Origin of the sequence: Phenylobacterium sp. (assembly GCF_037189685.1) — a bacterium.
Taxonomy (GTDB): Bacteria; Pseudomonadota; Alphaproteobacteria; order Caulobacterales; family Caulobacteraceae; genus Phenylobacterium.
In genome coordinates this window covers 207,937-229,296 of record NZ_JBBCIT010000007.1, presented here as the reverse complement: position 1 = coordinate 229,296, position 21,360 = coordinate 207,937, and the positions used below count along the sequence as shown (strand labels likewise).

Sequence of the window (21,360 nt, the reverse complement as noted above, 5' to 3'; positions counted from 1 at the left end):
ATGCAGAGGGTGGCCCTGATCGACTACGGGTCGGGCAATCTGCGCTCGGCCGAAAAGGCGCTGGTGCGCGCGGCCGACGGACGCGCCGACATCGTCGTGACCCACGATCCCGAGACGGTGGCGCGCGCCGACCGCATCGTCCTGCCGGGCGTCGGCGCCTTCGCCGCCTGCATGGCGGCCCTGGCCGCGAGGGATGGCGTGATCGCGGCCCTGGAGGCCGCGGTGCTGGAGCGCGGCGCGCCGTTCCTCGGCATCTGCGTGGGCATGCAGCTCATGGCCGGCCGCGGGCTGGAGTTCGGCGAGACGCCGGGCCTGGGCTGGATCCCCGGGGACGTGCGCCGCATCGCCCCGTCCGACCCCGCCCTGAAGGTTCCGCACATGGGCTGGAACAACCTCGAAGGGGTGACGGCCCATCCCGTGCTGGCCGGCCTGCACGGCGGCGCGCCCGTCTATTTCACCCACTCGTTCGCCATGTTCCCGGAAGACTCCGCGCACGTGGCGGCCTATGTGGACCACGGCGGCCGCTTCCCCGCGGCCGTCGCCCGCGACAACCTGGCGGGGGTGCAGTTCCACCCCGAGAAATCGCAGGCTGCGGGCCTGCGACTGCTGGCCGACTTCCTGGAGTGGCGACCTTGATCCTCTACCCGGCCATCGACCTGAAGGACGGCCAGTGCGTGCGCGTGCTGCACGGCGACCTGTCGACCGCCACGGTGTTCAACACCGATCCCGGCGCCCAGGCGCGCGCCTTCGTCGCCGCCGGCTTCCACTGGATCCACGTGGTCGACCTGAACGGCGCCGTCCAGGGCAAGGCCGTCAACGCCACGGCGGTCGAAGCCATCCTGTCGGCCGTCTCGGTGCCGGTCCAGCTCGGCGGCGGCATCCGCACCCTGGCCGACGTGGAGCGCTGGATCGAGGCGGGCGTCAGCCGCGTCATCCTGGGCACGGTGGCCGTGAAGCAGCCCGAGATCGTGCTCGAGGCGGCGCGCCGCTTCCCCGAGCAGATCGCCGTCAGCGTCGACGTGCGCAAGGGTAAGGTGGCCGTGGACGGCTGGACCGCCGATTCCGACCTCGACGCGATCACCGTGGCCAGGCGGTTCGAGGACGCGGGCGTCGCCGCCCTGATCGTCACCGACATCGACCGCGACGGCACCGTCATGGGGTTCGACGTCGAGGCGTTCGGCGCGATGGCCGACGCCGTCGCGATCCCCGTCATCGCCGCCGGCGGCCTGGCCAGCGTGGACGACATCGTGAGGCTGAAGGCCCGCAAGGGCGCGCCCGTGGCCGGCGCCGTCCTGGGTCGCGCGCTCTACAACGGCGCCATCGATCCCGGCCAGGCCCTGGAGATCGCGGCTTGATCCTGCTTCAAGACTACGCAGGACCTGTCCTGCGAAGCTCCGCGAGGAGCGAAGCAGGATGAGCCTGAGGGTGCGCCTCATCCCCTGCCTGGACGTCAAGGACGGCCGGGTGGTGAAGGGGGTTCAGTTCGTCAGCCTGCGCGACGCCGGCGACCCGGTGGAGCAGGCCCGCGCCTACGACGCCGCCGGCGCGGACGAGCTGATGTTCCTCGACATCACCGCCAGCCACGAGAACCGCGACACCATCTTCGACGTCGTCGCGCGCACCGCCGAGGTCTGCTTCATGCCCCTCAGCGTGGGCGGCGGCATCCGCAAGGTCGAAGACGCGCGCCGCCTCCTCCTGGCCGGCGCCGACAAGATCAGCATCAACACCTCGGCGGTGGAGAACCGCGACCTCATCGCGGCCTGCGCCGACGCCTTCGGCAGCCAGGCCACCGTCGTGGCGATCGACGCGAAGCACGGGTCCACGCGCACGGGTCCCGGCGGCCGCAACGACGGCTGGGAGGTCTACACCCACGGCGGGCGGCGGGCGACCGGCCTGGACGTGGTGGCCTATGCCGTCGAGGCGGTGGAGAAGGGCGCCGGCGAGATCCTGCTCACCTCCATGGACCGCGACGGGGCCAAGACCGGCTACGACCTGGAGCTGGTGCGCGCCGTTTCGCAGGCCGTGAGCGTGCCGGTCATCGCCTCCGGCGGCGCGGGCAATGCGCAGCACCTGGTGGACGGCGTGAAGGCCGGCGCCGACGCGGTGCTGGCCGCCTCGATCTTCCACTTCGGCGAGGTGGGAATCGGCGAGGCCAAGGCCGCGATGGCCGCCGCCGGCGTGCCCGTGCGCCTGACGGACAGGATCGCCGCCTAGGGAGAGAGGGGCATGAGCCGCTTCACCGACGTCATCGGCCGGCTGGCCGCCACCATCGAGAGCCGCCGCGACGGCGACACCTCCACGTCCTACACCGCCCAGCTCCTGGCCGACATCGACCGCGCCGCCAAGAAGATGGGCGAGGAGGCGGTCGAGACCGTGATCGCCGCCGCCCAGGGCGACCGCGATGCGCTCACCGCCGAAAGCGCCGACCTGATGTACCACTGGCTGGTCCTGATCGCCGCCGCGGGCGTCAGCCTGGACGAGGTGGCCGAGCGCCTCGAAGCCCGTGAAGGAACCTCCGGCCTGGCCGAGAAGGCCGCTCGCGGCGGCTGAGGTCGGCGGCGTGACGCGCCGCCTCCACCGCTCGTCACAACCGCCCCGCCGCCGGCCCCGCGCCGCTTCTCCACGGCCGCGGTTTCGGCGAACCTCGGCGCATGATCCCGCGCCGCCTCCTCGCCGCCCTCCCCATCGTGGCCCTCGCCGCGTGCCAGCCGCCCGCCCCGGTCCCGGCCGCGCCCGACACGGACTGGGCCCACTACGGCGGCGACGCCGGCGGCCAGCGCTATTCCCCCGCCGCCCAGATCACCCCGCAGAACGTCAGCCGCCTGGCGGTGGCCTGGCGCCATTCCACCGGCGAGCTCGCCACCCACGCCGAGGCGATCGAGCGGGCGTCCTTCCAGGCGACGCCGATCCTGGCCGGCGGGCGGCTCTATCTCTGCACGCCGTTCAACGCGGTCAGCGCCCACGATCCCGGCACGGGCCGGCAGCTCTGGCGCTACGACCCCAGGATCGACACCAGCCTGCGCTATCCCAACTCGTTCAACTGCCGCGGCGTGGCGTACTGGCGCGACCCCGCCGCGCCGGCGGGCGCCCCCTGCGCCGAGCGCATCTTCACCAACACCAACGACCGGCGGCTGATCGCGCTGGACGCCGCGACCGGCAAGGCCTGCCCCGGCTTCGGCCGCGACGGCCAGGTCGACGCCATGCCGGGCGCCGACCTCCAGCGGCCGGGCGGCGCCCAGATCACCTCGGCGCCCGTCGTGGTGGGCGACGTGGTGGTGACCGGCTCGTCCATCGACGACAACCAGCGGGTCCATGAGGCCTCGGGCGCGGTCCACGCCTTCGACGCCCGCACCGGCGCGCTGCGCTGGCGCTACGATCCCCTGGCCGCCGCCGAGCCGAAGATCGAGGCCGGCGCCGCCAACGTCTGGGCGCCCATGTCGGTGGATGCCGAGCGGAGCCTGGTCTTCCTGCCCACCTCCAGCCCCAGCCCGGACTTCTACGGCGCGGCGCGGCCGGGGAACGGCGGCCACGCCAATTCGGTGGTCGCCGTCCATGCGGCCACGGGCGAGGTCGCCTGGGCGTTCCAGACCGTGCATCACGACGTCTGGGACTACGACGTCCCCGCCCAGCCCACGCTGGGTCTGGTGGCGTGGCAGGGCGCAGCGGCCCGGCCGGCGGTGATCCAGGCCACCAAGCAGGGGCTGATCTTCACCCTGGACCGCGAGACCGGCCAGCCGATCATCCCCGTCGAGGAGCGGCCGGTCCCGCAGGGCGGCGCGCTGGGCGAGACCCTGTCGCCGACCCAGCCGTTCCCCGTCGCCCCCGCCGCGCTCGCGCCCAGCCGCATCACCCCCGACGACGCCTATGGCCTGACGCCCTGGGACCGCGGGGCCTGCCGCAAGCTGATCGCCGGCGCCCGCGCCGAGGGCCTCTACACGCCGCCTTCGACGGACGGGACGATCATGTACCCCTTCACCGGCGGTGGATCGAACTGGGGCGGGATCGCCTACGACGCCGCGCGCGGGGTGGCCTATGTCAACACCTCCTCGGCCCTGCACCGGATCACCCTGATCCCGTCCGAGCGCGTGGCGGCCGAGCGGAAGGCCAACCCGGGCGTGGAGATCAGCCCGCAAACGGGCGCGCGCTACGGCATGCGCCGCGAGGTGCTGCTGTCCCCGCTGGGCCTGCCCTGCAACCCGCCGCCGTGGGGGACGCTGACGGCCGTCAGCCTGAAGGACGGCCGCTTCCTCTGGCGCGTGTCGCTGGGCACGACGCGCGACCTGGCGCCAGGGACCCAGCTCGTGATGCGCGGCGTGGGCACGCCCAACGTAGGCGGCCCGATCGCGACGGCCGGCGGCCTGGTCTTCATCGGCGCGGCGATGGACGACTACCTTCGCGCCTTCGACGCCGCGACGGGCCGCGAGCTGTGGAAGGGCCGCCTGCCGGCCGGGGGGCAGGCCACGCCCATGACCTACGTCTGGAAGGGCCGCCAGTACGTGGTCATCGCCGCCGGAGGCCACGCCAAGAGCGGCACGAAGCGCGGCGACCAGCTCGTGGCCTTCGCGCTCCCGCAATAGCCGCCTCAGCGCCCGGCCAGCACGTCCTTCGGGTCGGCCACGTTCAGAAGCGGCTCACCCGCCACGTACCGGCGCAGATTCTCGGCGAACAGCCGGTCGTTGCGCACATGCTGGCCGTCGGTGATGCCCGACGCGTGCGGGGTCAAGCTGACGCGCGGATGGCGCCAGAACGGGCTTTCGGCCGGCAGCGGCTCGGTCTCGAAGACGTCCAGCACCGCATGTTCGGGCACGCCCCGGTCCAGGGCGGCCAGCAGCGCGGGTTCGTCCACCAGCCCGCCGCGGCCCACGTTCACCAGCACCGCGCCCGGCTTCATGGCGGCAAAGAAGCCGGCGTCGGCCACATGGCGTGTCTCGGCCGTCAGCGGGCAGCACAGCACCACCACGTCGGCCTCCGGCAACAGGGCCGGCAGGTCGCCCATCGCCGCGATCCGGTCGGCCGAGGGGTCGGCGTCCTGGCGGCGGCGCACGCCGGTGACGTGGGCGCCGAAGGCCCGCGCCCGGTCGGCCACGCCCTTGCCGATGGCCCCGAAGCCCACGATCAGCCAGCGCGACCCGTTGATCTCGCGGAAACGCACCCGCTCCCACCGTCCGGCCGCCTGATGCGCCCGCCGCTCGGGGCCGTTCTGGAAGGCGTCGAGCACGCCGGCCAGCACATATTCCGACATGCCCACGGCCTGGCCGTGGCTGGTGGTCAGGGTCGCGCCCTTCTGGACGATCTGACCGAAGACGGCGTTGTCGAACCCCGCCGCACCGCTCTGGACCCACTTCAGGCCCGGCGACTTCAGCATGGCCGTCATGAACGCCCGCACGCACGGTCCGAAGAACACGTCGGCGTTGGTCCAGGCGGCCTCGGCGTTCACCGCGTCCGCAGGTACGGGCGCGCCGTTCAGCGTCACCTCGCCCGAGTCCGACATGAGCAGCGGCTCGACCACGGGACCCAGGGCCGAAATCTCCGCCTCGAGCCGGCGGAACGAAGGTTCGTAGATCAGAAGGCGCATCGGTCACTCCCCGGCTGGAGCCCTGTCTAGCCGGGGAGTGACCGGTAAGGCTAGCGCCCGCCGCCCGCCCTGCCGCCGGTCGCCGGAACCTGGGCGGCCGGTCGGGCGACCGGCGTCTGCGCCGTCGGCGACGGCTGGGCGGCCTGCTCGCGGCGGCGGCCCATCATCGCCTGCATCGCCGCCAGCTCGGCGCGGTCAAGCTCGCCGTCCTGGTTCTTGTCGATCATCGCGAAGAACTGGCTGATCCGCTGGCCCATCTCGCCCCGCAGTTCGGCCTTCTGGAGCTTGCCGTCGAGGTTGTCGTCCAGCATCCCCAGCATCCGGGTGCGGTTCATCTGGTCGTCGTAGTCGGTCAGCCTGGCGGAGGTCTCGTCGATCCAGCGATAGCGGATCGCGGTGTAGAACATCTCCTCCCAGGACTGATCGCCCCAGACCACGTGCTTCTTCGGGTCGGGGTTGGCCGGATTCTGGGTCGAGTTGTCGTACCAGTAGTTGGCGATCAGCCGCGAGCCCGCCGGCACCTTCACAGGCTCGGCGAAGGTGTACTCCCGCTGCCAGTTGAAGTCGTAGCGCGGCATGGCCAGCAGCCGCTTCCGCTCGCCGCCCGGATACTCGATCCACAGGTCCGAGGCGTAGCCGCGGTAGTGGGCGTGCGGGAACGCCGAATAGAGCAGCGCCTCCTTCGGGAATTCGACGTAGGCGGTTTCCTTGTGCCGCGCCGCGCCAGGCGGGATCGAGATCGTCGGATCCACGATCACCGAGTTGCGCATCACCAGGTCGGGCTTCTCGCCGTCCTTGTAGAAATAGAGGCCCAGCAGCGAGGTGTCGGTCACCTCCTTGCCGAAGGGCGTGTAGTGCGCCTGGACGCCGATGGCGCCGCCCGGCGGCAGGAAGGTGCCCACGTTCTTCGGCCACAGGGTGCTCTCGGCGCCCACGGCGTAGCCACCCATCGAGGCGCCCCAGCGCGACTCGTTGCCCACCCCGTCCTTCGGGATCTCGTTCATGTAGCCGGTCAGGAAGTGGTGCACCGCCTGGCGCTGGTTTACGACGAAGCTGGAGGCCTTGACCCATTTCCCTTCGGTCAGCGGGTTCAGCATGATCGGCCGCTGGTAGTCCACCACGCCCGAGGCCGGGATGGTGTAGGTCGGGATCTCCAGGATCAGGTCGGGCTTGCCCAGTGGCCATTGGGCCACCGCGGGGCGTTTCTTGGCCAGCGGATCGGGGCCGTCGCCGCGCGGCGCGCCCTGCTCGATCCAGTGCACCACCGTCTTGATCTCGGCGGCCGACAGGCTCTTATCGTCGGCGAACTTGCCGACGTGGGCGTCGACGTTCCACGGGGGCATCCGGTCGGTGCGGATCACCTCGCGGATCATCGGCGAGAAGCCCTTGACCATATCGTAGCTGGTCATGGCGAACGGCCCGATCCCGCCCTCGACGTGGCAGGCCACGCACTTGGCCTCCAGGATCGGCGCCACGTCCTTGGCGTACGAGATCTGCGCCGTCTGCGTGCGCGCGGGGAAGTCGACCAGGCAGCCCGGGCTGGGCTTGTTGGCCGCCATGGCCGGGCGGCCGGCGAGGGTGGCGTCGATGGCGTCGGCGGCCCAGGTGTGGGTCGCGACCGCCTTCTGGGTCCCGTAGTCCAGGCGGTCGTCCAGCGGGCCGCGGTAGGTGATCTTCCAGGTCTTGGGGTCGACCACGATGAACTCGGCCGTCCGCGTCACGCCGAGCTGCTCGCCCACGAGCTGGTTGGCGTCCTTCAGGATCGGGACGTTGAAGCCGTACTCGGCCTTCTCGGCGGCGATGGCCGCCATGCCGTCCTGGTTGGCCGAGTTCAGCATCAGGAACTCGACGCCCTTGCCCTCGTACTTCGCGGTCAGCTCGCGCAGCGCCGGCGCCAGGTTGCGCACGATGGGGCAGCCGTTGGCGTGGGTGACGATCACGATCGCCTTGGCGTCGCTCATCCGGAACAGCTCGTGGCCGATGTAGTCGGTGTCGGCCAGCATGAAGTTGTCGATGGTCGCGGGCAGGCCGGTGCGGGCCATCGCCTCGGTCGCCGAGGCCGCCGAGCCCGAATTCAGCGCGCTGTCCGCCACAGCGGTGCTGGCCAGGGCGCTCGGCGCCGCGCCGTCGCTGGCGCAGCCGGCCAGCGCCAGGCTCAGGGCCGCCGCCGTCGAGGTGAGGGCGAGGATACGCGCCTTCGTCATGTCAAGACTCCTCCCAGGAACGCCGCCGTGATCTTCCGCCCCGGCCGGGTTCAGTCTCAGATTTCCACGTTACGTGTGATCATAGGCCAGCAGACCGACGTTGCATCATTATTTCTGATCAATGTTCAGATGAGGCGCGGTCCGCCCGTGTGGCCCCGCCGTCACGCGAGTCCGGACGCCCGGACCCGCGCGTGGGCCCCGTCGACGCCTCGCTTCCGCAGCCGTTCGCCGGGCCCACTTCAGCCGAGATGCCGCGACGCCGCGAAGCGGCGCGTCCCCATTCGAAGAACCGCGGAAAACGCGGAAGAACACGGAAGGCGAAGCTGCCCTTCCGCGCCCATCCGCGGTTCCCATGACAAGGCCTCCGCTCGCACAGAGGCTCGAGGCACGCCCCAACCGTTCGTGTTTTTCGTGGGGGTCCGTGGCCCAACCCGGCGCTGGCCTTCAGCTCGCGAAGCCCAGCTCCGGCTGGGTGACGGCATGGGCTTCCTCGGGGAGGTGGCAGGTGAAGGTGGCGCCGGCGCCCGGCTCGCTCTCCAGCGCCACCCAGCCACCGTGCAGCTCGGTCAAGGCCTTGACCAGCGCCAGGCCCAGGCCCGGCCCGCCGCGTTCACGGCCGATGAAGCGGTCGAAGATGTGCGCCTGGACGTGGAAGGGGATGCCACGGCCGGTGTCCGACACCTGGAGCTGGACCTCCCCCAGCGCCTTGCGCGCCGACACGGCCACCGATCCGCCGGCCGGTGTCTGGCCGATGGCGTTCTCCATCAGGTGGTCGAGGATCTGGCCCAGGCGGCGGCGGTCGCCGCGGATCACGCCCACGTCGCCGGGGCGCTCCAGCACGATCGAGACCTTGTTGGCCTCGGCCTCGGGCCGCCAGCGGGCGGCCACCTCGATCAGCAGCTCGGCCACGTCCACGTCGCCCAGGTCCAGCGCCATCTCGTCGGCGTCGATCTGGGCCATGTCGAGCACGTCGTCGATCGAGCGGGCGAGCTGGGTGGCCGCCGCCTTCACCGCCGCCGCATAGGCCTTGGCCCGGTCGGGCAGCCCTTCGCCCAGGAGTTCCAGCAGCTCGGAATAGCCGATGATCGTGGTGAGCGGCGTGCGCAGCTCGTACGAGACGTTGCCGACGAAGTCGCGCTTCAGGCGCTCGGTCTCGGTCAACGCCTGTTCCCGCTCCGCCAGCGCGGTCTCCAGGCGGCGCGCATCGGTGATGTCGGTGAAGGCGATCAGCGTCGCGCCGTCGGGCAGCGGGCGGGTGCGGTACTCCACGATGCGGTCGTCCGAGGTCTGGACCTCGCCGCCAATCGGCATGCGCGCGGTGGGATCGGGGTCGGCGACGCGGCCCTTCAGCTCCTTCCAGAAGGCCATGTCGTGCAGCTTGTGCACGCACAGCTCGACCACGCCCTCGAAGTCGCCGGCGGCCTCGAGCTGGAGCGGGGTGATGTTCCAGAACCGCTCGAAGCTCTCGTTGTGCAGGCGCAGGCGCCCGTCGGAGCCGAACACGGCCACGGCGTCCGACAGCTTGTCCAGCGTCGCCTGCTGCACCTGGATCAGGGCGTTGTACTGGGTCTTGAGCTTCAGCTCGCCGGTGATGTCCGAGAACAGCAGCAGCAGGCCGCCCAGCGGATGGGGTTGGCGCACGACCCGCAGGGTGCGGCCGTCGGGCAGGCTCCACATGTCGTCGGGCTGGCTCTCGAGCTTCTCGTAGCGGCTGAGCTCGGCGGTCTTCCATTTCGCGTAGTCGACGCTTTCGGGCAGGCGGCGGCGCTGGCGCAGGCGGTCCAGCACCTCGCCGTGGGTCGGCCGCTCGCCCAGCCAGGCCGGCTCCAGGCCCCACAGCTCGGCGAAGGCGGTGTTGTGGAACGACAGCCGCTTGGCGCGGTCGAAGATCACCACCGCATCGTCCAGGTGGTTCAGGGTTTCGTCGTGGGCCCGGGCGTTGCGCTTGGTCTCCTCGCGCGCCTCCTCCAGCTCGGTATGGTCCTCGGTCCACACGGCGACGCCGCCACCCTCCAGTGGCTGGGCGGTGATCAGGAAGGCGCGGCGGCGGCCTCCGTACGACAGCCAACGCAGGGATTCGCGCCGCTGGCCCAGGTTGGCGGCCTCGCTGGCGGTGGCGTCGGCGCCCCGGTCGAAGGCCGCGCCCCGCTGGGCGGCCTCGTCCAGGCTGCCGGCGTCGACCGCCTTGAGCCAGGCGGCGTTCACCCACACGGGCGACCCGTCGGCCGCGGCGATCCAGGCCGGATAGACCCGCGCGTTCAGGAAGGCGGCGAAGCGCGGCGCGGTCGGCAGGCCCTGGTCGTCGCCCGGCGCCGCCGAGACCCGCAGCCAGGCCAGCGCGCCCGAGGCGCGGCCCTCCACCGTCACCACGCCCGCCGGCCCCTTGACCTCGAACGCGCAGGGCTCGCCGCGCTCGATCAGGCCGCGCAGGCGCCGCGCGTGGTCGGGGTCGGCGCGCATCAGGGCGTTGAGCAGGGATTGGGCGTCGGCCTGCGGCAGCCCCAGCGCCTCGCAGCAGAGGCTCAGGGACTCTTCGCCCGACGCCAGCAGCGCCTGGCCGTCCTCGACCGCCAGCAGCGCGGAGTCGAAGGCCTCGACCGACGCCTGGGAGGTCTCGGCGCCGGCCTCGAGATCGCGGATGCGCGACCGCAGTTCGGCCACGCGGCGGTCGCCGGCGCGCCGCTGGGCCAGCGCCCAGAGCACGGCGGAGATGGCGAGGCTCACCGCCCCGGCCGCCGCCGCCAGCATCAGGTCTTGCGCGTTCATCGACGCCCCGGCGAATCAGTCTCCGCGAGCTTAAGGCCCGCCCGCCGTTCTATCGGCAGGGAAATTCAGCGAGAATGCGCCGGATGACCGCGATCCTCTATCCCGTGGCGGCGAACGCCGAGCTGGCGCTCGGCCGCCCGCTGGGCCGCGCCGCCCGCGAGAGCGAGGCCCGCCGGCGCGCGGGGGAAGCGGTCGTGTTCGCCACCGACGCCGTGGGGCCCGCCTTCGCCACCCGCGAGGCGGCGCTGGACGCCTATGCCGGCCGCGTGGAGGACGAGCGGACCGGCGCGGCCCCCGAGCCGCAGGACCGCTTCTGCCGGCTGGTGGAGCAGGTGGCCGACGGCGCCCCTCCGCCGCGCCCCGTCGCGCCCACGATGGCCGACGGCCGCCGCTGGCCCGATCCGCCCCGTACGACGCGCACCGTCTGGCGGCTCAGCGTGTCCTACTGGCGGATCGGGACGGCCGAACGTCCCCTCGACGCCCCCCGGGAGGCTCCCCAGGCGCGGGCCGCGCGGAAGGGCGGACAGGCGCTGGACGCCGACGCCCTGCGCGCCATCGCGCGGGCGCCGCTGCGGCCGATCAAGCCGCAGCAGCCGCTCGACATCGGCCTCTTCGAGGTGCGCCTGCCCGAAGCTCCGCATATCGTGATGCCCGATGAGTGACGATTCCCAACTGGCCGCCGATCCCCGCTGGGGCCGCGCGCCGTCGCTGGACGAGATGGCCGAAATGGCCGAGCGCGCGTTCGCCGCCCTGCCGGAAGGTTTCCGCCGGCTGGCGGGCGAGGTGATCTTCCGGGTCGACGACTTCCCTCCCGATGACGTCCTGGACGACCTGGGGATCGAGGACCCGTTCGGCCTGACGGGCCTCTATTCGGGCGTGAGCCTCGCCGACCGCTCGGTGCTGTCCGCCCCCGAGCCCAGCCGCGTGTTCCTCTACCGCCGACCCATCCTGGACGAGTGGGCCGAAAACGGCGAGGTGACGCTGGAGGAGCTGGTGACCCACGTTCTGGTGCACGAGATCGGCCACCACTTCGGCCTCTCGGACGGCGACATCGACGCCATCGAGGCCGCGGCGGAATAGGCGAGGCGAGCGCCGCCGAGGGGTGCGTTTTCGGCGGCGCTGCCCGGCGCTCCGCCGGCCGCCCAGATGGCGGCCCGGCCGGCGGGTCGCGACGTCAGCCCCGGGACGGGGCGGCCACCATGTCGCGGCGGCGACGCAGGACCCCGCCCACGCCGCCGAACCCCAGGATCATCATCCCCCAGGCGGATGGCTCGGGGATCGCCGCGGCCAGGGTGTCGAAGGTGATGTTGTCGATGATCTCGATGAGACCCACGTTGGCCCCGCCACCCCCGGTGAACGGGTTCCCGGCCGCATCGGTGTAGGCGAAGGTGAAGCTGTCGAACGGCCCGAAGGTGAACCCGATGGTCTGGTCCATCACGTCGTTCCGGTTCAGCACGACGAAGGTCTGCCCCACCAGCGTCCCGGCCAAGAAGACGGTCAGCACCGCCCGGTCGCCCGGATTGGTGAAGGTGGGATCGTCGTTGCCGAACGTCATCGACAGGAACGAATGGACGCCGTCGGTGAACTCGCCGCGGATGAAGTTGCCGTTGTCGTCCGGCCGGGCCGCCAGCGCCTTGCCGTCCGACTGGCCTCCGTAGTCGCCGATCTCGAGTCCGGCGCCGAGGTCGGAATAGAAGACCAGTTCGGGGAAGCCAGCGGCGGAAAAGCCTTCAGCCACCGACCCGACCACGTCGCCCTCGAAATCGATGACGGTGAGGGCGTGGGCCGTTCCGGCCGCCGCCAGCGCAGTGGCGGCCGTGAGGGCTGCGAGAAGTCTCGTCTTCATGGGGGATAGGCTCCGGGGGGCTGGAGGCGGATTGAAACGTTGCGCCATCCCCACGATCGAAACTCACACGGATACCGAGGCCGGACGCCCGGTAACCATTACTTTTGATTGTGACGAAGTCCACACAGCTCGACCTATTGGTGTATAAAAAATTCCCGCTTTGGTTTAGCGAAGGCCTACTGATGATTGCATGAGCAGGCGCGCCTGCGCTTTGTGCGGATCGTCCGCAGACGGGGGTGGCGCCCCGTCAGAGCCGATACTCGGCCTCGAGTCGGTAGTGGCTGCCGTCCCGGCTCTGGTGGCTGGAGTAGAGACCGAAGCGGTCGATGAAGATGGGCGGCGAGCGGAGCAGGTTGTGGGCCTGGATCCACGCGCCCACCTCGGCCGGGTCGGGCCGACGCAGGTAGGCCAGGGTGACGTGCGGCTTGTAGTTGCGCTTCTCGGGCTTCAGGCCGGCGCGCCGCGCCGCGGTCTCGCAGGCCTCGGCCAGGTGCGACAGTTCGGCGTTCGCCGCCACCCCGGCCCAGACGGCGTGGATGTCGGACCCGTCGTCGAACGCCCCCGCGCCCTCCAGTTCGATGGAGAAGGGCCGCGCCGTGATCGAGGTCAGCTCGGCGTCCAGGTCGCGGGCCACGTCCTGGCGGATCTCGCCGTAGAATCGCAGCGTCACATGCAGCGCCTCCAGCGGCCGCCAGCGCGCGCCCTCGATGCCGGTCTGGCGGGCCTGCAGCGCGCGGCCGATGTCCTCGGGGATGGCCAGGGCGGCGAAGAGTCGGATCATGCGACCCATTTAGCCTGACCTTGTCGTGATCGGGCAGCCCTTGCCTCGCAACGGTTTCATCCCGATATTTCACGCGCGTCCGGTTGGGGACGCGCAACCTCAAGGGTTTTGCTCTCATGAGCGACTACAACCACGGCTACTCGCGCTCGATCCCGGCGGATCGCGCCGACATGTCGGTGGACGCGGGCCTCCGCAGTTTCATGCTCGGCGTCTACAACAAGGTGGCGCTGGGCCTCGTGGTTTCGGCCGTCCTGGCCTACATCACCGGCCAGTTCCCGCCGGTCCGTGACCTGCTCTACGTGCAGACGGCGCGTGGCTGGGGCATGACCATGCTGGGCATGGTGGTGGCCTTCGCGCCGCTGGCGGTGATCCTGTTCGGCATGTTCGCCATGAAGAACGCCTCGCCGAAGAGCTCGGGCGTCTTCTACTGGACCATCGTGGCGCTGATCGGCGCCGGGCTGGGCGGCATCACCCTGGTCTACACGGGCGCGTCCATCTTCCAGACGTTCCTGATCACGGCCACGGCCTTCGGCGGCCTCAGCCTGTTCGGCTACACCACCAAGAAGGACCTGACCGGCTTCGGCAGCTTCCTGCTGGTGGGCCTGATCGGCCTGATCATCGCCTCGGTCGTGAACATCTTCATGCAGAACTCGATGATGCAGTTCATCATCAGCGTGCTGGGGGTGTTCATCTTTGCGGGCCTCATCGCCTACGACACCCAGCGCCTGAAGATGCAGTACTACGACCTGGGCGGCGACCAGGCGGCCATGGGCGTGGCCACCAACTACGGCGCGCTCAGCCTGTACATCAACTTCATCAACCTCTTCCAATTCCTGCTGCAGCTCTTCGGCGACCGCCGCTAGGGTTCGCGCAGGTCGGAACGACCGGACCCCGGCGGGCGACCGCCGGGGTTTTTCGTGACCCGAGCCCTGGCCGTGGGGTTTTTCGCCCCCCGCGTCTCATCTAGCTTCGCCGGCCATGTTCGACGCCTATCTCGCCTTCCAGGCCAAGACCCGGCCTCGCGCCCTGGCCCTGCTCACGCCGCGCCGCCGCGCGACCTACGCCGAGTTCGACGCCGACGTGAACCGCTACGCCGGCGCCTTCCTGAAACTCGGCGTCACGCCCGAGCGCGGAATCGTGGCCGTCCACGGGAGCAGCGCCTACCGCCACCATGTCATGCTGATGGCCCTGGCGCGCATCGGCGTCGCCACGACCGCCACGGCCGACACGCGCGCCGACCTCAGGCTCAGCGACCGACCGGGCGCCAAGGGCCGGAATCTTCAACTCCTGGACGCGGCCTGGATCGCGGCGGTCGAAGCCGCCGATCCCGTCGAAGTCCCGTCGGCGCCTCGGGACCCCGCCGGCCTTGCGCGTGTGCTCCTGTCCTCGGGCACGACCGGGGACGCGAAACGGGTGCCCCTGTCCTGGCGGCGCATGGAGGCCAACGCCCTCAGCGCGCTCAACGCCTACGCCGCCGGGCGCCTGGGCGTCTGGGCCATCCGGACCGGCGTCGATTCGTCCCTGGGCTACAGCATGGCCACCCTGGCCTGGTCGATGGGCGCGGCCGTGGCCGTGGACTATGCGCCGCAGGACCTGCCGCTCCTGCTGGAACGCCAGCCGTCCGGCCTCCTGGGTCTCACGCCCGTGCACCTGCGCGAGATGCTGCGGCGCCTGCCGGCCGGTTTCGACCTCAAGCCCGACTGGCGGATCGTGGTCACGGGCGCCCTCCTGCCCGCCCCGCTCTCGCGCGAGGCGCGTCGGCGGATCAGCCCGGATATCCACGTCATCTACGGCTCGACCGAGACCGGTCGCGCCACGGTCGGCCCGGCCCTACATCTGGAGGAGACGCCGGGCGCGGTCGGCTGGCCGGTTCCAGGCGTCTCGGTCGAACTGGTGGACGCCGCGGGCTCGCCCGTTCCCGACGGGGCCCAGGGCGAGGTGCGCATCCGCAGCGAGCGCAATGCCGGCCGCTATCTGGACGACCCGGACGCCAGCGCCCGCGCCTTCCGCGACGGCTGGTTCCATCCGGGCGACCTGGCGCGGCGCCTGCCGGGCGGCCTCATCGTCATCGACGGCCGCGCCGACGAACTCATGAACCTCGGAGGCCGCAAGCTGCTTCCCGACGCCCTCGAGCAGGCGCTGATGGACCATCCCAGCGTGCGCGACGCCGCCGCCTTCGCCATTCCCGGTCCGGACGGGGTGGAGCAGTGCTGGATCGCCGTCGTCGCCGACAGCGACGTCAGCCGCGAAGCCCTGGTCCAGCGGCTGTCGGCATCGGGAATCGAACCCCCGACGGTGCGATTCGCCTGGGCCGAGGGCATTCCCCGTAACGAACGGGGCAAGGTCGACCGCAAGGCGTTGCGGGCCCAGACCCTCGCCGCACTGGAAAAGAACGCGATCTGAGCCGCCGCTATTCGACGACGGTGAACCGGCCCTTGTCGAAGAAGCGCAGCACCTGATCCAGTTCGTGTCCGCGCTTCAGCACGTGGCCGCCCTGACCCACGATCGCCCAGGCGCCCTGGCGGCGCGCCAGGGCCGGGCGTTTCTCGATCCGGTAGAGCGGGGCTTCGGCTGTGCGACGGAACACCGAGAAGACGGCGCAGTCGGCCAGGCCGTCCATCCCATAGTCGCGCCACTCGCCGGCGGCCACCATGCGGCCATAGAGGCGGAGGAGGCGCTCCAGTTCGCGCCGTTCGAAGAACACGCGGGCCTGCCGCGGGGCCGCATAGCTCGGATCGAAAGCCATCGCAGGCGAGCCTGTCTGAAATTTGCGAGTCCGGCCACCCTGAAATCGCGGCCGGCAGCCGCCGCGAAAAGACCTTATTTCGGTCCCGCGTCCGCCCGAAGCGCAAGGGATGGTGCAGGCGTCGGTTGGTTGGCGGCAGGCCGGTCCCGGACCCTGAACAGCCCCCCCAGCCCCCCTGGATCGGTTCCCCGGCCAACCGACGCCTGACGTTTCTCGTTCCCCTCCCCCAAGCGTACGCCCGCGCGGATCTCTCCAGCCGCGCGGGCTTTCGTTTGCGCCGCAGATCGAAGCTCAGGACCGCGGCTGGGCTACGGTGATGATCCGCCCTCCCTGCGGATGCTGGACGACCAGCGCCATCCGCAGGCCTTCGCCGTCGGCCGGGGGAATCCGGAACGCCCGCGGTTTGCCCGTCCAGCTCCCCAGCCGGTCGATCTGGCGCACCACGTTGCGCTGGACGAAGGTCTCGCCGCGATTGTCGCCGGCCTTCACCGCCACCTCGACCTCGCGCGGATCATAGCGCACCAGCCAGACGTCGGCGCCGCCGCGCGGCGCCCGACCCGACCCCACGTCCACCCGCCGCGGCCCGATGAACGCAACGTCCGGCGGGTTGCGCAGGGCGGCGGCGGCCTCGCGCACCAGCCGATCGACCTCGGCGTTCTTCAGGCCCTGGGTCTCGTCGTGCCCGTTCACGATCACCTGGGGCGTATAGGGCTCACGCAGGCCCAGGCGGGCGACATAGGCCCGCTGGCGCTCGGCGAAGGCGGGCTTGGCGAAGGTGTCCGTCCAGCCGAGGTAGTCCCAATAGTCGACCGAGAACGTGAGGGTGAGCACGCCCGGGCGTTCGGCCAGCTTCAGGAAGTAGGGATTGGCGTCGTCGCACGAGCCGCAACCCTGCGCGGTGAACAGCTCGACGAGCACGGGAGGCCGGGCCGCCGCGCCCGCCGGCCAGGCGAGCAGGATGAGGCTGAGAAGCGCGGCCGTCCGCATCGCCATCGACTTAGGGCGTGTTCCCGACCCTGTAAATCACAACAAGGCGTGAGATGACGGGCAAATCCGGCCCTCTGTTCGGCCCCGAAGGGCCTTGCGGCGCACGCCGGGACCAGGCCCGGCGTGCGCCGCGTCGGGCTTACGCCGGCGCGGCCAGGCTGCGCAGCACGTAGTTCAGGACGCCGCCATGCTTGAAGTATTCGAGCTCGGTGGGCGTATCGATCCGGCAGCGGACCGGGAAGCGGGCGATGCGGCCGTCGCTGGGACGGTACATCTCGACGATGAGCTGCTTGCGCGGCGCCAGTTCGGTGAGGCCGCGGATGGTCACGATCTCCTCGCCGGTCAGGCCCAGCTTGTGCCAGCCTTCCTGCAGGAACTGGAGCGGCAGCACGCCCATGCCGACCAGGTTCGACCGGTGGATCCGCTCGAAGCTTTCGGCGATCACCGCGCGGACGCCCAGGAGCTTGGTGCCCTTGGCGGCCCAGTCGCGCGACGAGCCGGTGCCGTACTCCTTGCCCGCGAACACCACCAGCGGACGGCCCTCGCCCTGGTAGCGCATGGCCGCGTCGTAGATCGACATCTGCTCGCCGGAGGGGAAGTGCCGGGTCACGCCGCCTTCGATGTCGGGCGTGATGCGGTTGCGGATGCGGATGTTGGCGAAGGTGCCCCGCATCATCACTTCATGGTTGCCGCGCCGCGCGCCGTAGCCGTTGAACTCGCTGGGCGGCACCTGGCGCTCGATCAGGTACTGGCCGGCGGGCGAGGTGGTCTTGATCGAGCCGGCCGGGGAGATGTGGTCGGTGGTGATCGAGTCGCCGAACACGCCCAGCACGCGGGCCTCGACGATGTCGGTGACCGGCGCCGGCTCCATCGTCATGCCTTCGAAGTAAGGCGGGTTCTTCACGTAGGTGGAGCCGGGGTTCCACTCGTAGGTCTGGCCGCCCTTGACCTTGATGCCCTGCCAGTTCTTGTCGCCCTTGAAGACGTCGGCGTAGCGGGTGGCGAACATCTTGTTCGTCACGTGCTTGCGCTGCAGGGCGCTGACCTCGGCGGCCGTCGGCCAGATGTCCTTCAGATAGACGGGCTTGCCGTCCTTGCCCTCGCCCAGCGGTTCGTTGACGATGTCGGTCTGCATCGAGCCGGCCAGGGCGTAGGCCACCACCAGCGGCGGGCTGGCCAGGTAGTTGGCGCGCACGTCGGGGTTCACCCGGCCCTCGAAGTTCCGGTTGCCCGACAGCACCGAGACCGCGACCAGATCGTTCTTCTGGATCGTCTCGGAGACCGGCTCGGGCAGCGGGCCCGAGTTGCCGATGCAGGTGGTGCAGCCGTAGCCGACCAGGTTGAAGCCCAGGGCGTCCAGAGACTTGGTCAGGCCGGCGGCCTTGAGGTAGTCGGTGACCACCTGCGAGCCGGGGGCCAGCGAGGTCTTCACCCAGGGCTTCACCCGCAGGCCCTTCTCGACCGCCTTCTTGGCCACCAGGCCGGCGGCGATCAGCACCGAGGGGTTCGAGGTGTTGGTGCACGAGGTGATCGAGGCGATCACAACGTCGCCGTTGCCCAGGTCGAAGTTCTCGCCCTCGACCTTGTAGCGCTCGGCCAGGGTGTCGGCCTTGCCGAAGTCGCCCGCCAGCGCCGTCTTGAACTCGGACGCCGCGGTGGTCAGCTCGACGCGATCCTGCGGCCGCTTGGGGCCGGCCATCGACGGCACGACCGTGCCCAGGTCCAGCTCCAGCGTGTCGGTGAAGACGGGCTCGGGATCGGTCGGCTCGCGCCACATGCCCTGGGCCTTGGCGTACTCCTCGACGAGGGCCACGCGCTCGGGCGCGCGGCCGGTGGCGGCCAGGAAGTCGATGGTGGCGCGGGTGACGGGGAAGAAGCCGCAGGTGGCGCCGTATTCCGGGGCCATGTTGGCGATGGTCGCCTGGTCTTCCAGGGTCATGTTGGCCAGGGCCGAGCCGTAGAACTCGACGAACTTGCCCACAACGCCCTTCTTGCGGAGCATCTGGGTGACGGTGAGCACGAGGTCGGTGGCGGTGGCGCCTTCCGGCAGCGCGCCCTCCAGCTTGAAGCCGATGACCTCGGGGATCAGCATCGGGATCGGCTGGCCCAGCATGGCGGCCTCGGCCTCGATGCCGCCCACGCCCCAGCCCAGCACGGCCAGGCCGTTGATCATGGTGGTGTGGCTGTCGGTGCCGACGACGGTGTCGGGATAGGCCACTTCCGGGCCCTCGTCCGCGTTCGTCCAGACGGTCTGGGCCAGGTATTCCAGGTTCACCTGGTGGCAGATGCCGGTGCCGGGCGGCACCACGCGGAAGTTGTTGAACGCCGACGAGCCCCAGCGGAGGAAGTTGTACCGCTCGATGTTGCGCTCGTATTCGCGCTCGACGTTCTGGCCGAACGCCTTGGACGTGCCGAAGTAGTCGATCATCACCGAGTGGTCGATGACCAGGTCGACGGGGTTCAACGGGTTGATCTTCTCGGGATTTGCGCCCAGCGCGGTCATGGCGTCGCGCATGGCGGCCAGGTCGACCACCGCCGGCACGCCGGTGAAGTCCTGCATCAGCACCCGCGCCGGGCGGAAGCTGATCTCATGCTCGACCGCGCCCTTGTTGTCGGCCCAGGCGGCGATGGCCTTGAGGTCGGCTTCGGTGACGGTGTCGCCGTCCTCGTTCCGGAGAAGGTTCTCGAGCAGAACCTTCATCGAGATCGGCAGGCGCGAAATGCCGGAAAGACCGGCTTCCTCGGCGGCCGGGAGGCTGTAGTAAGCGTAGGTCTTGTCGCCCACCGTCAACTGACGGCGGGCCTTCAGGGTGTCCACGGACGCCATAGTCGGGAGATCCTTTCTCTGTTCGTTATCGCCCAGGATGGTCCGGAGGGTCGCGCGCTCGTTGAGAGGACGGACACACAGCGTTCGTCCCCGCGCGGCGTTGGCTCCCCAGGTCCCCGGCGGCGAGCGCTTCATAGACCCGACCTATCCCGCCGTCCATGCGCGCGATCCGAGCGGGCGGGCCAAAGGCGCAGCCTGCCGACTTTCCGGCCGCAGAGTCGCCCCGCCGACACGGTCGGACGGCGCCGGCCCGCCCGTCCGGAGCCCCCCCGTCCGGAGACCGATGCGTGATCACCGCCCTCACCATCCGCGAGGCCGCCGTACGGCGGGGCGGGCGGCTGCTGTTCGAGGGCCTGTCGCTGGCGCTCGCGGCCGGCGAGGCCTGCGCGCTGACGGGGCCGAACGGATCGGGGAAGACCAGCCTGCTGCGCGCCGTCGCCGGCCTGGCGCAGTTGGAGGCGGGCGAGATCGGCTTCGGCGGCGTCGACCCCGTCGACGCACGGGGCGGCGGCCTGCACCTCGTGGGCCATGCCGACGGGCTGAAGGCGGCCCGGACGGCCCGGGAGGAGCTGGCCTTCTGGACCCGCTGGTGCGGCGGCTCGGAGGCCGCCTTCCGCGAGGCGGCCGAGGAACTGGAGCTGGTCCCGCTGCTCGACCTCGAAGTGCGTCGCCTGTCGGCCGGCCAGCGGCGGCGGCTCGCGCTGGCCCGGCTGGTCGCCGCGCCCCGGCCGCTGTGGCTGCTGGACGAGCCGATGAGCCCGCTGGATTCCCGCTGGCGTCCCGCCTTCGCCGGAATGATGCGGCGCCACGTCGACCGGGGCGGGCTGGTTCTGGCCGCCGTCCACGACCCGTTGCCCGGCGCGCAGCGCAGCCTGGACCTGGGCGCTTGAGGCCGCTGTTCGCCCTGCTGGCCCGCGAAACCGCACTGGCCTGGGGCCGCGGCGGGGGGCCCCTGGTGGCGGTCGGCTTCTACGCGGGCGTCGCCACCTTCCTGCCGCTGGCGATCGGTCCCGAGCCCGAGCGGCTGGCCGCCATCGCGCCCGGCGCCGCCTGGGTGGCCCTGGCGCTGGCCTCGCTGCTCTCTCTGGAGCGGATGTTCGAGCGCGACTACGAGGACGGCGCGCTCGATCTCCTGACCCTTTCGCCGGTCCCGCTGGAGCTGACCTGCCTCGTGAAATGCCTGGGGCAATGGCTGGCCGCCGGCGCGCCCCTGGCCCTGGCGGCGCCCGTAGCCGCGATCGCGCTCGGCGCCTCGCCGGCCCTGGCGCCGCTGGTGTTCGCCTGCGCCCTCCTGGGCGGGATCGCGTTCGCCTTCGTGGGCGGAATCGGCGCGGCGCTCAGCCTCGGCGCCCGGCGCGGCGGCCTCCTCACCGCGGTGATCGTGCTGCCGCTGTTCGTGCCGCCGGTGATCTTCGGCGGCGGCGCGCTGGACGCCTTCGCCAGCGGCCTGCCCTGGAGCGGCGGTTTCGCCTTCCTGGGCGCCTATGCCGCCGCCGCCGTCGCCGTCGGCCCCCTGGCCATGGCCGCCGCCTGTCGCAACGCCCTCGGTTGATCCCGACGATCGGGCTCCGGGAAGCCGACCGCGCCGCCGAACGCCGGTCGGCACATGACGAAAGCTTAATCCCGCC

At 71.2% G+C, this 21,360-nt stretch carries 19 protein-coding genes; 11 read left to right on the top strand and 8 right to left on the bottom strand.

What is annotated here, in order from left to right:
• The 5 genes from hisH to WG212_RS04650 all read left to right on the top strand — a co-directional run bounded on the left by hisH (position 1) and on the right by WG212_RS04650 (position 4,577).
• The gene (gene hisH / locus WG212_RS04670) at positions 1-636 is read left to right on the top strand and encodes an imidazole glycerol phosphate synthase subunit HisH (protein ID WP_337185900.1); all 636 of its coding nucleotides are present in this window, start codon (positions 1-3) and stop codon (positions 634-636) included.
• Positions 633-1,355, top strand: a complete 723-nt coding sequence (gene hisA, locus WG212_RS04665) for a 1-(5-phosphoribosyl)-5-[(5-phosphoribosylamino)methylideneamino]imidazole-4-carboxamide isomerase (protein WP_337185899.1) — start codon at positions 633-635, stop codon at positions 1,353-1,355. Before hisH ends, hisA begins: the two co-directional genes overlap by 4 nt.
• Before the next feature lie 58 nt (positions 1,356-1,413).
• Entirely contained in the window at positions 1,414-2,214 is an 801-nt protein-coding gene (hisF, locus tag WG212_RS04660) for an imidazole glycerol phosphate synthase subunit HisF (protein ID WP_337185898.1), read from the top strand.
• Positions 2,215-2,226: 12 nt separating this feature from the next.
• The gene (locus WG212_RS04655) at positions 2,227-2,550 is read left to right on the top strand and encodes a phosphoribosyl-ATP diphosphatase (RefSeq protein WP_337185897.1); all 324 of its coding nucleotides are present in this window, start codon (positions 2,227-2,229) and stop codon (positions 2,548-2,550) included.
• A gap of 101 nt (positions 2,551-2,651) precedes the next feature.
• Positions 2,652-4,577: a pyrroloquinoline quinone-dependent dehydrogenase gene (locus WG212_RS04650; protein WP_337185896.1), complete on the top strand. Its 1,926-nt coding sequence runs from the start codon at positions 2,652-2,654 to the stop codon at positions 4,575-4,577.
• Between the two features lie 5 nt (positions 4,578-4,582).
• Here WG212_RS04650 and WG212_RS04645 read toward each other — a convergent pair whose 3' ends face one another.
• From WG212_RS04645 to WG212_RS04635, 3 genes are all read right to left on the bottom strand, one after another.
• A complete protein-coding gene (locus tag WG212_RS04645; protein WP_337185895.1) occupies positions 4,583-5,575 on the bottom strand; it encodes a D-2-hydroxyacid dehydrogenase in 993 nt (330 codons plus the stop codon).
• Between the two features lie 50 nt (positions 5,576-5,625).
• Positions 5,626-7,779, bottom strand: coding sequence for a redoxin family protein (locus tag WG212_RS04640; RefSeq protein WP_337185894.1), 2,154 nt, complete (start codon positions 7,777-7,779; stop codon positions 5,626-5,628).
• A 444-nt stretch (positions 7,780-8,223) separates the two neighbouring features.
• The gene (locus WG212_RS04635) at positions 8,224-10,545 is read right to left on the bottom strand and encodes an ATP-binding protein (protein ID WP_337185893.1); all 2,322 of its coding nucleotides are present in this window, start codon (positions 10,543-10,545) and stop codon (positions 8,224-8,226) included.
• A gap of 83 nt (positions 10,546-10,628) precedes the next feature.
• Between WG212_RS04635 and WG212_RS04630 the strand changes: the two genes are divergently transcribed.
• Positions 10,629-11,207: a hypothetical protein gene (locus WG212_RS04630; protein WP_337185892.1), complete on the top strand. Its 579-nt coding sequence runs from the start codon at positions 10,629-10,631 to the stop codon at positions 11,205-11,207.
• Positions 11,200-11,625, top strand: coding sequence for a metallopeptidase family protein (locus tag WG212_RS04625; RefSeq protein WP_337185891.1), 426 nt, complete (start codon positions 11,200-11,202; stop codon positions 11,623-11,625). Before WG212_RS04630 ends, WG212_RS04625 begins: the two co-directional genes overlap by 8 nt.
• A gap of 94 nt (positions 11,626-11,719) precedes the next feature.
• On the opposite strand, the gene WG212_RS04620 is transcribed toward WG212_RS04625, so the two are convergent.
• Both WG212_RS04620 and thpR read right to left on the bottom strand, forming a co-directional pair.
• Positions 11,720-12,391 carry a PEPxxWA-CTERM sorting domain-containing protein gene (locus WG212_RS04620; RefSeq protein ID WP_337185890.1) on the bottom strand — a complete coding sequence of 224 codons (672 nt, stop codon included), beginning with the start codon at positions 12,389-12,391 and terminating at the stop codon, positions 11,720-11,722.
• Positions 12,392-12,638: 247 nt separating this feature from the next.
• Complete coding sequence (gene thpR / locus WG212_RS04615; RefSeq protein ID WP_337185889.1) at positions 12,639-13,172, bottom strand: RNA 2',3'-cyclic phosphodiesterase; 534 nt, start codon at positions 13,170-13,172, stop codon at positions 12,639-12,641.
• A gap of 116 nt (positions 13,173-13,288) precedes the next feature.
• Here thpR and WG212_RS04610 point away from each other — a divergent pair, with 116 nt between their 5' ends.
• The gene (locus WG212_RS04610; protein WP_337185888.1) at positions 13,289-14,035 is read left to right on the top strand and encodes a Bax inhibitor-1/YccA family protein; all 747 of its coding nucleotides are present in this window, start codon (positions 13,289-13,291) and stop codon (positions 14,033-14,035) included.
• A 115-nt stretch (positions 14,036-14,150) separates the two neighbouring features.
• Positions 14,151-15,575 carry a class I adenylate-forming enzyme family protein gene (locus tag WG212_RS04605; RefSeq protein WP_337185887.1) on the top strand — a complete coding sequence of 475 codons (1,425 nt, stop codon included), beginning with the start codon at positions 14,151-14,153 and terminating at the stop codon, positions 15,573-15,575.
• 7 nt (positions 15,576-15,582) lie between these two features.
• Here WG212_RS04605 and WG212_RS04600 read toward each other — a convergent pair whose 3' ends face one another.
• The 3 genes from WG212_RS04600 to acnA form a co-directional block, all read right to left on the bottom strand.
• A complete protein-coding gene (locus WG212_RS04600; RefSeq protein ID WP_337185886.1) occupies positions 15,583-15,918 on the bottom strand; it encodes a DUF2794 domain-containing protein in 336 nt (111 codons plus the stop codon).
• A gap of 291 nt (positions 15,919-16,209) precedes the next feature.
• Positions 16,210-16,911, bottom strand: a complete 702-nt coding sequence (locus WG212_RS04595) for a DUF1223 domain-containing protein (RefSeq protein WP_337185885.1) — start codon at positions 16,909-16,911, stop codon at positions 16,210-16,212.
• Between the two features lie 133 nt (positions 16,912-17,044).
• A complete protein-coding gene (acnA, locus tag WG212_RS04590; protein ID WP_337185884.1) occupies positions 17,045-19,732 on the bottom strand; it encodes an aconitate hydratase AcnA in 2,688 nt (895 codons plus the stop codon).
• 287 nt (positions 19,733-20,019) lie between these two features.
• Here acnA and ccmA point away from each other — a divergent pair, with 287 nt between their 5' ends.
• Positions 20,020-20,622: a heme ABC exporter ATP-binding protein CcmA gene (gene ccmA, locus WG212_RS04585; RefSeq protein ID WP_337185883.1), complete on the top strand. Its 603-nt coding sequence runs from the start codon at positions 20,020-20,022 to the stop codon at positions 20,620-20,622.
• Complete coding sequence (gene ccmB / locus WG212_RS04580; RefSeq protein ID WP_337185882.1) at positions 20,619-21,284, top strand: heme exporter protein CcmB; 666 nt, start codon at positions 20,619-20,621, stop codon at positions 21,282-21,284. The genes ccmA and ccmB overlap by 4 nt, the downstream gene beginning before the upstream one ends.
• The last annotated feature ends 76 nt before the right edge of the window (positions 21,285-21,360 follow it).

Coding starts and splice junctions, on each gene's coding strand:
- WG212_RS04655 (WP_337185897.1), top strand. CDS start 2,227: ATGAGCCGCTTCACCGACGTCATCGGCCGGCTGGCCGCCACCATCGAG.
- WG212_RS04635 (WP_337185893.1), bottom strand. CDS start 10,545: ATGAACGCGCAAGACCTGATGCTGGCGGCGGCGGCCGGGGCGGTGAGC.
- WG212_RS04625 (WP_337185891.1), top strand. CDS start 11,200: ATGAGTGACGATTCCCAACTGGCCGCCGATCCCCGCTGGGGCCGCGCG.
- WG212_RS04630 (WP_337185892.1), top strand. CDS start 10,629: ATGACCGCGATCCTCTATCCCGTGGCGGCGAACGCCGAGCTGGCGCTC.
- WG212_RS04605 (WP_337185887.1), top strand. CDS start 14,151: ATGTTCGACGCCTATCTCGCCTTCCAGGCCAAGACCCGGCCTCGCGCC.
- WG212_RS04610 (WP_337185888.1), top strand. CDS start 13,289: ATGAGCGACTACAACCACGGCTACTCGCGCTCGATCCCGGCGGATCGC.
- WG212_RS04595 (WP_337185885.1), bottom strand. CDS start 16,911: ATGGCGATGCGGACGGCCGCGCTTCTCAGCCTCATCCTGCTCGCCTGG.
- thpR (WP_337185889.1), bottom strand. CDS start 13,172: ATGATCCGACTCTTCGCCGCCCTGGCCATCCCCGAGGACATCGGCCGC.
- hisF (WP_337185898.1), top strand. CDS start 1,414: ATGAGCCTGAGGGTGCGCCTCATCCCCTGCCTGGACGTCAAGGACGGC.
- WG212_RS04620 (WP_337185890.1), bottom strand. CDS start 12,391: ATGAAGACGAGACTTCTCGCAGCCCTCACGGCCGCCACTGCGCTGGCG.
- acnA (WP_337185884.1), bottom strand. CDS start 19,732: ATGGCGTCCGTGGACACCCTGAAGGCCCGCCGTCAGTTGACGGTGGGC.
- WG212_RS04645 (WP_337185895.1), bottom strand. CDS start 5,575: ATGCGCCTTCTGATCTACGAACCTTCGTTCCGCCGGCTCGAGGCGGAG.
- hisH (WP_337185900.1), top strand. CDS start 1: ATGCAGAGGGTGGCCCTGATCGACTACGGGTCGGGCAATCTGCGCTCG.
- WG212_RS04600 (WP_337185886.1), bottom strand. CDS start 15,918: ATGGCTTTCGATCCGAGCTATGCGGCCCCGCGGCAGGCCCGCGTGTTC.
- WG212_RS04650 (WP_337185896.1), top strand. CDS start 2,652: ATGATCCCGCGCCGCCTCCTCGCCGCCCTCCCCATCGTGGCCCTCGCC.
- WG212_RS04640 (WP_337185894.1), bottom strand. CDS start 7,779: ATGACGAAGGCGCGTATCCTCGCCCTCACCTCGACGGCGGCGGCCCTG.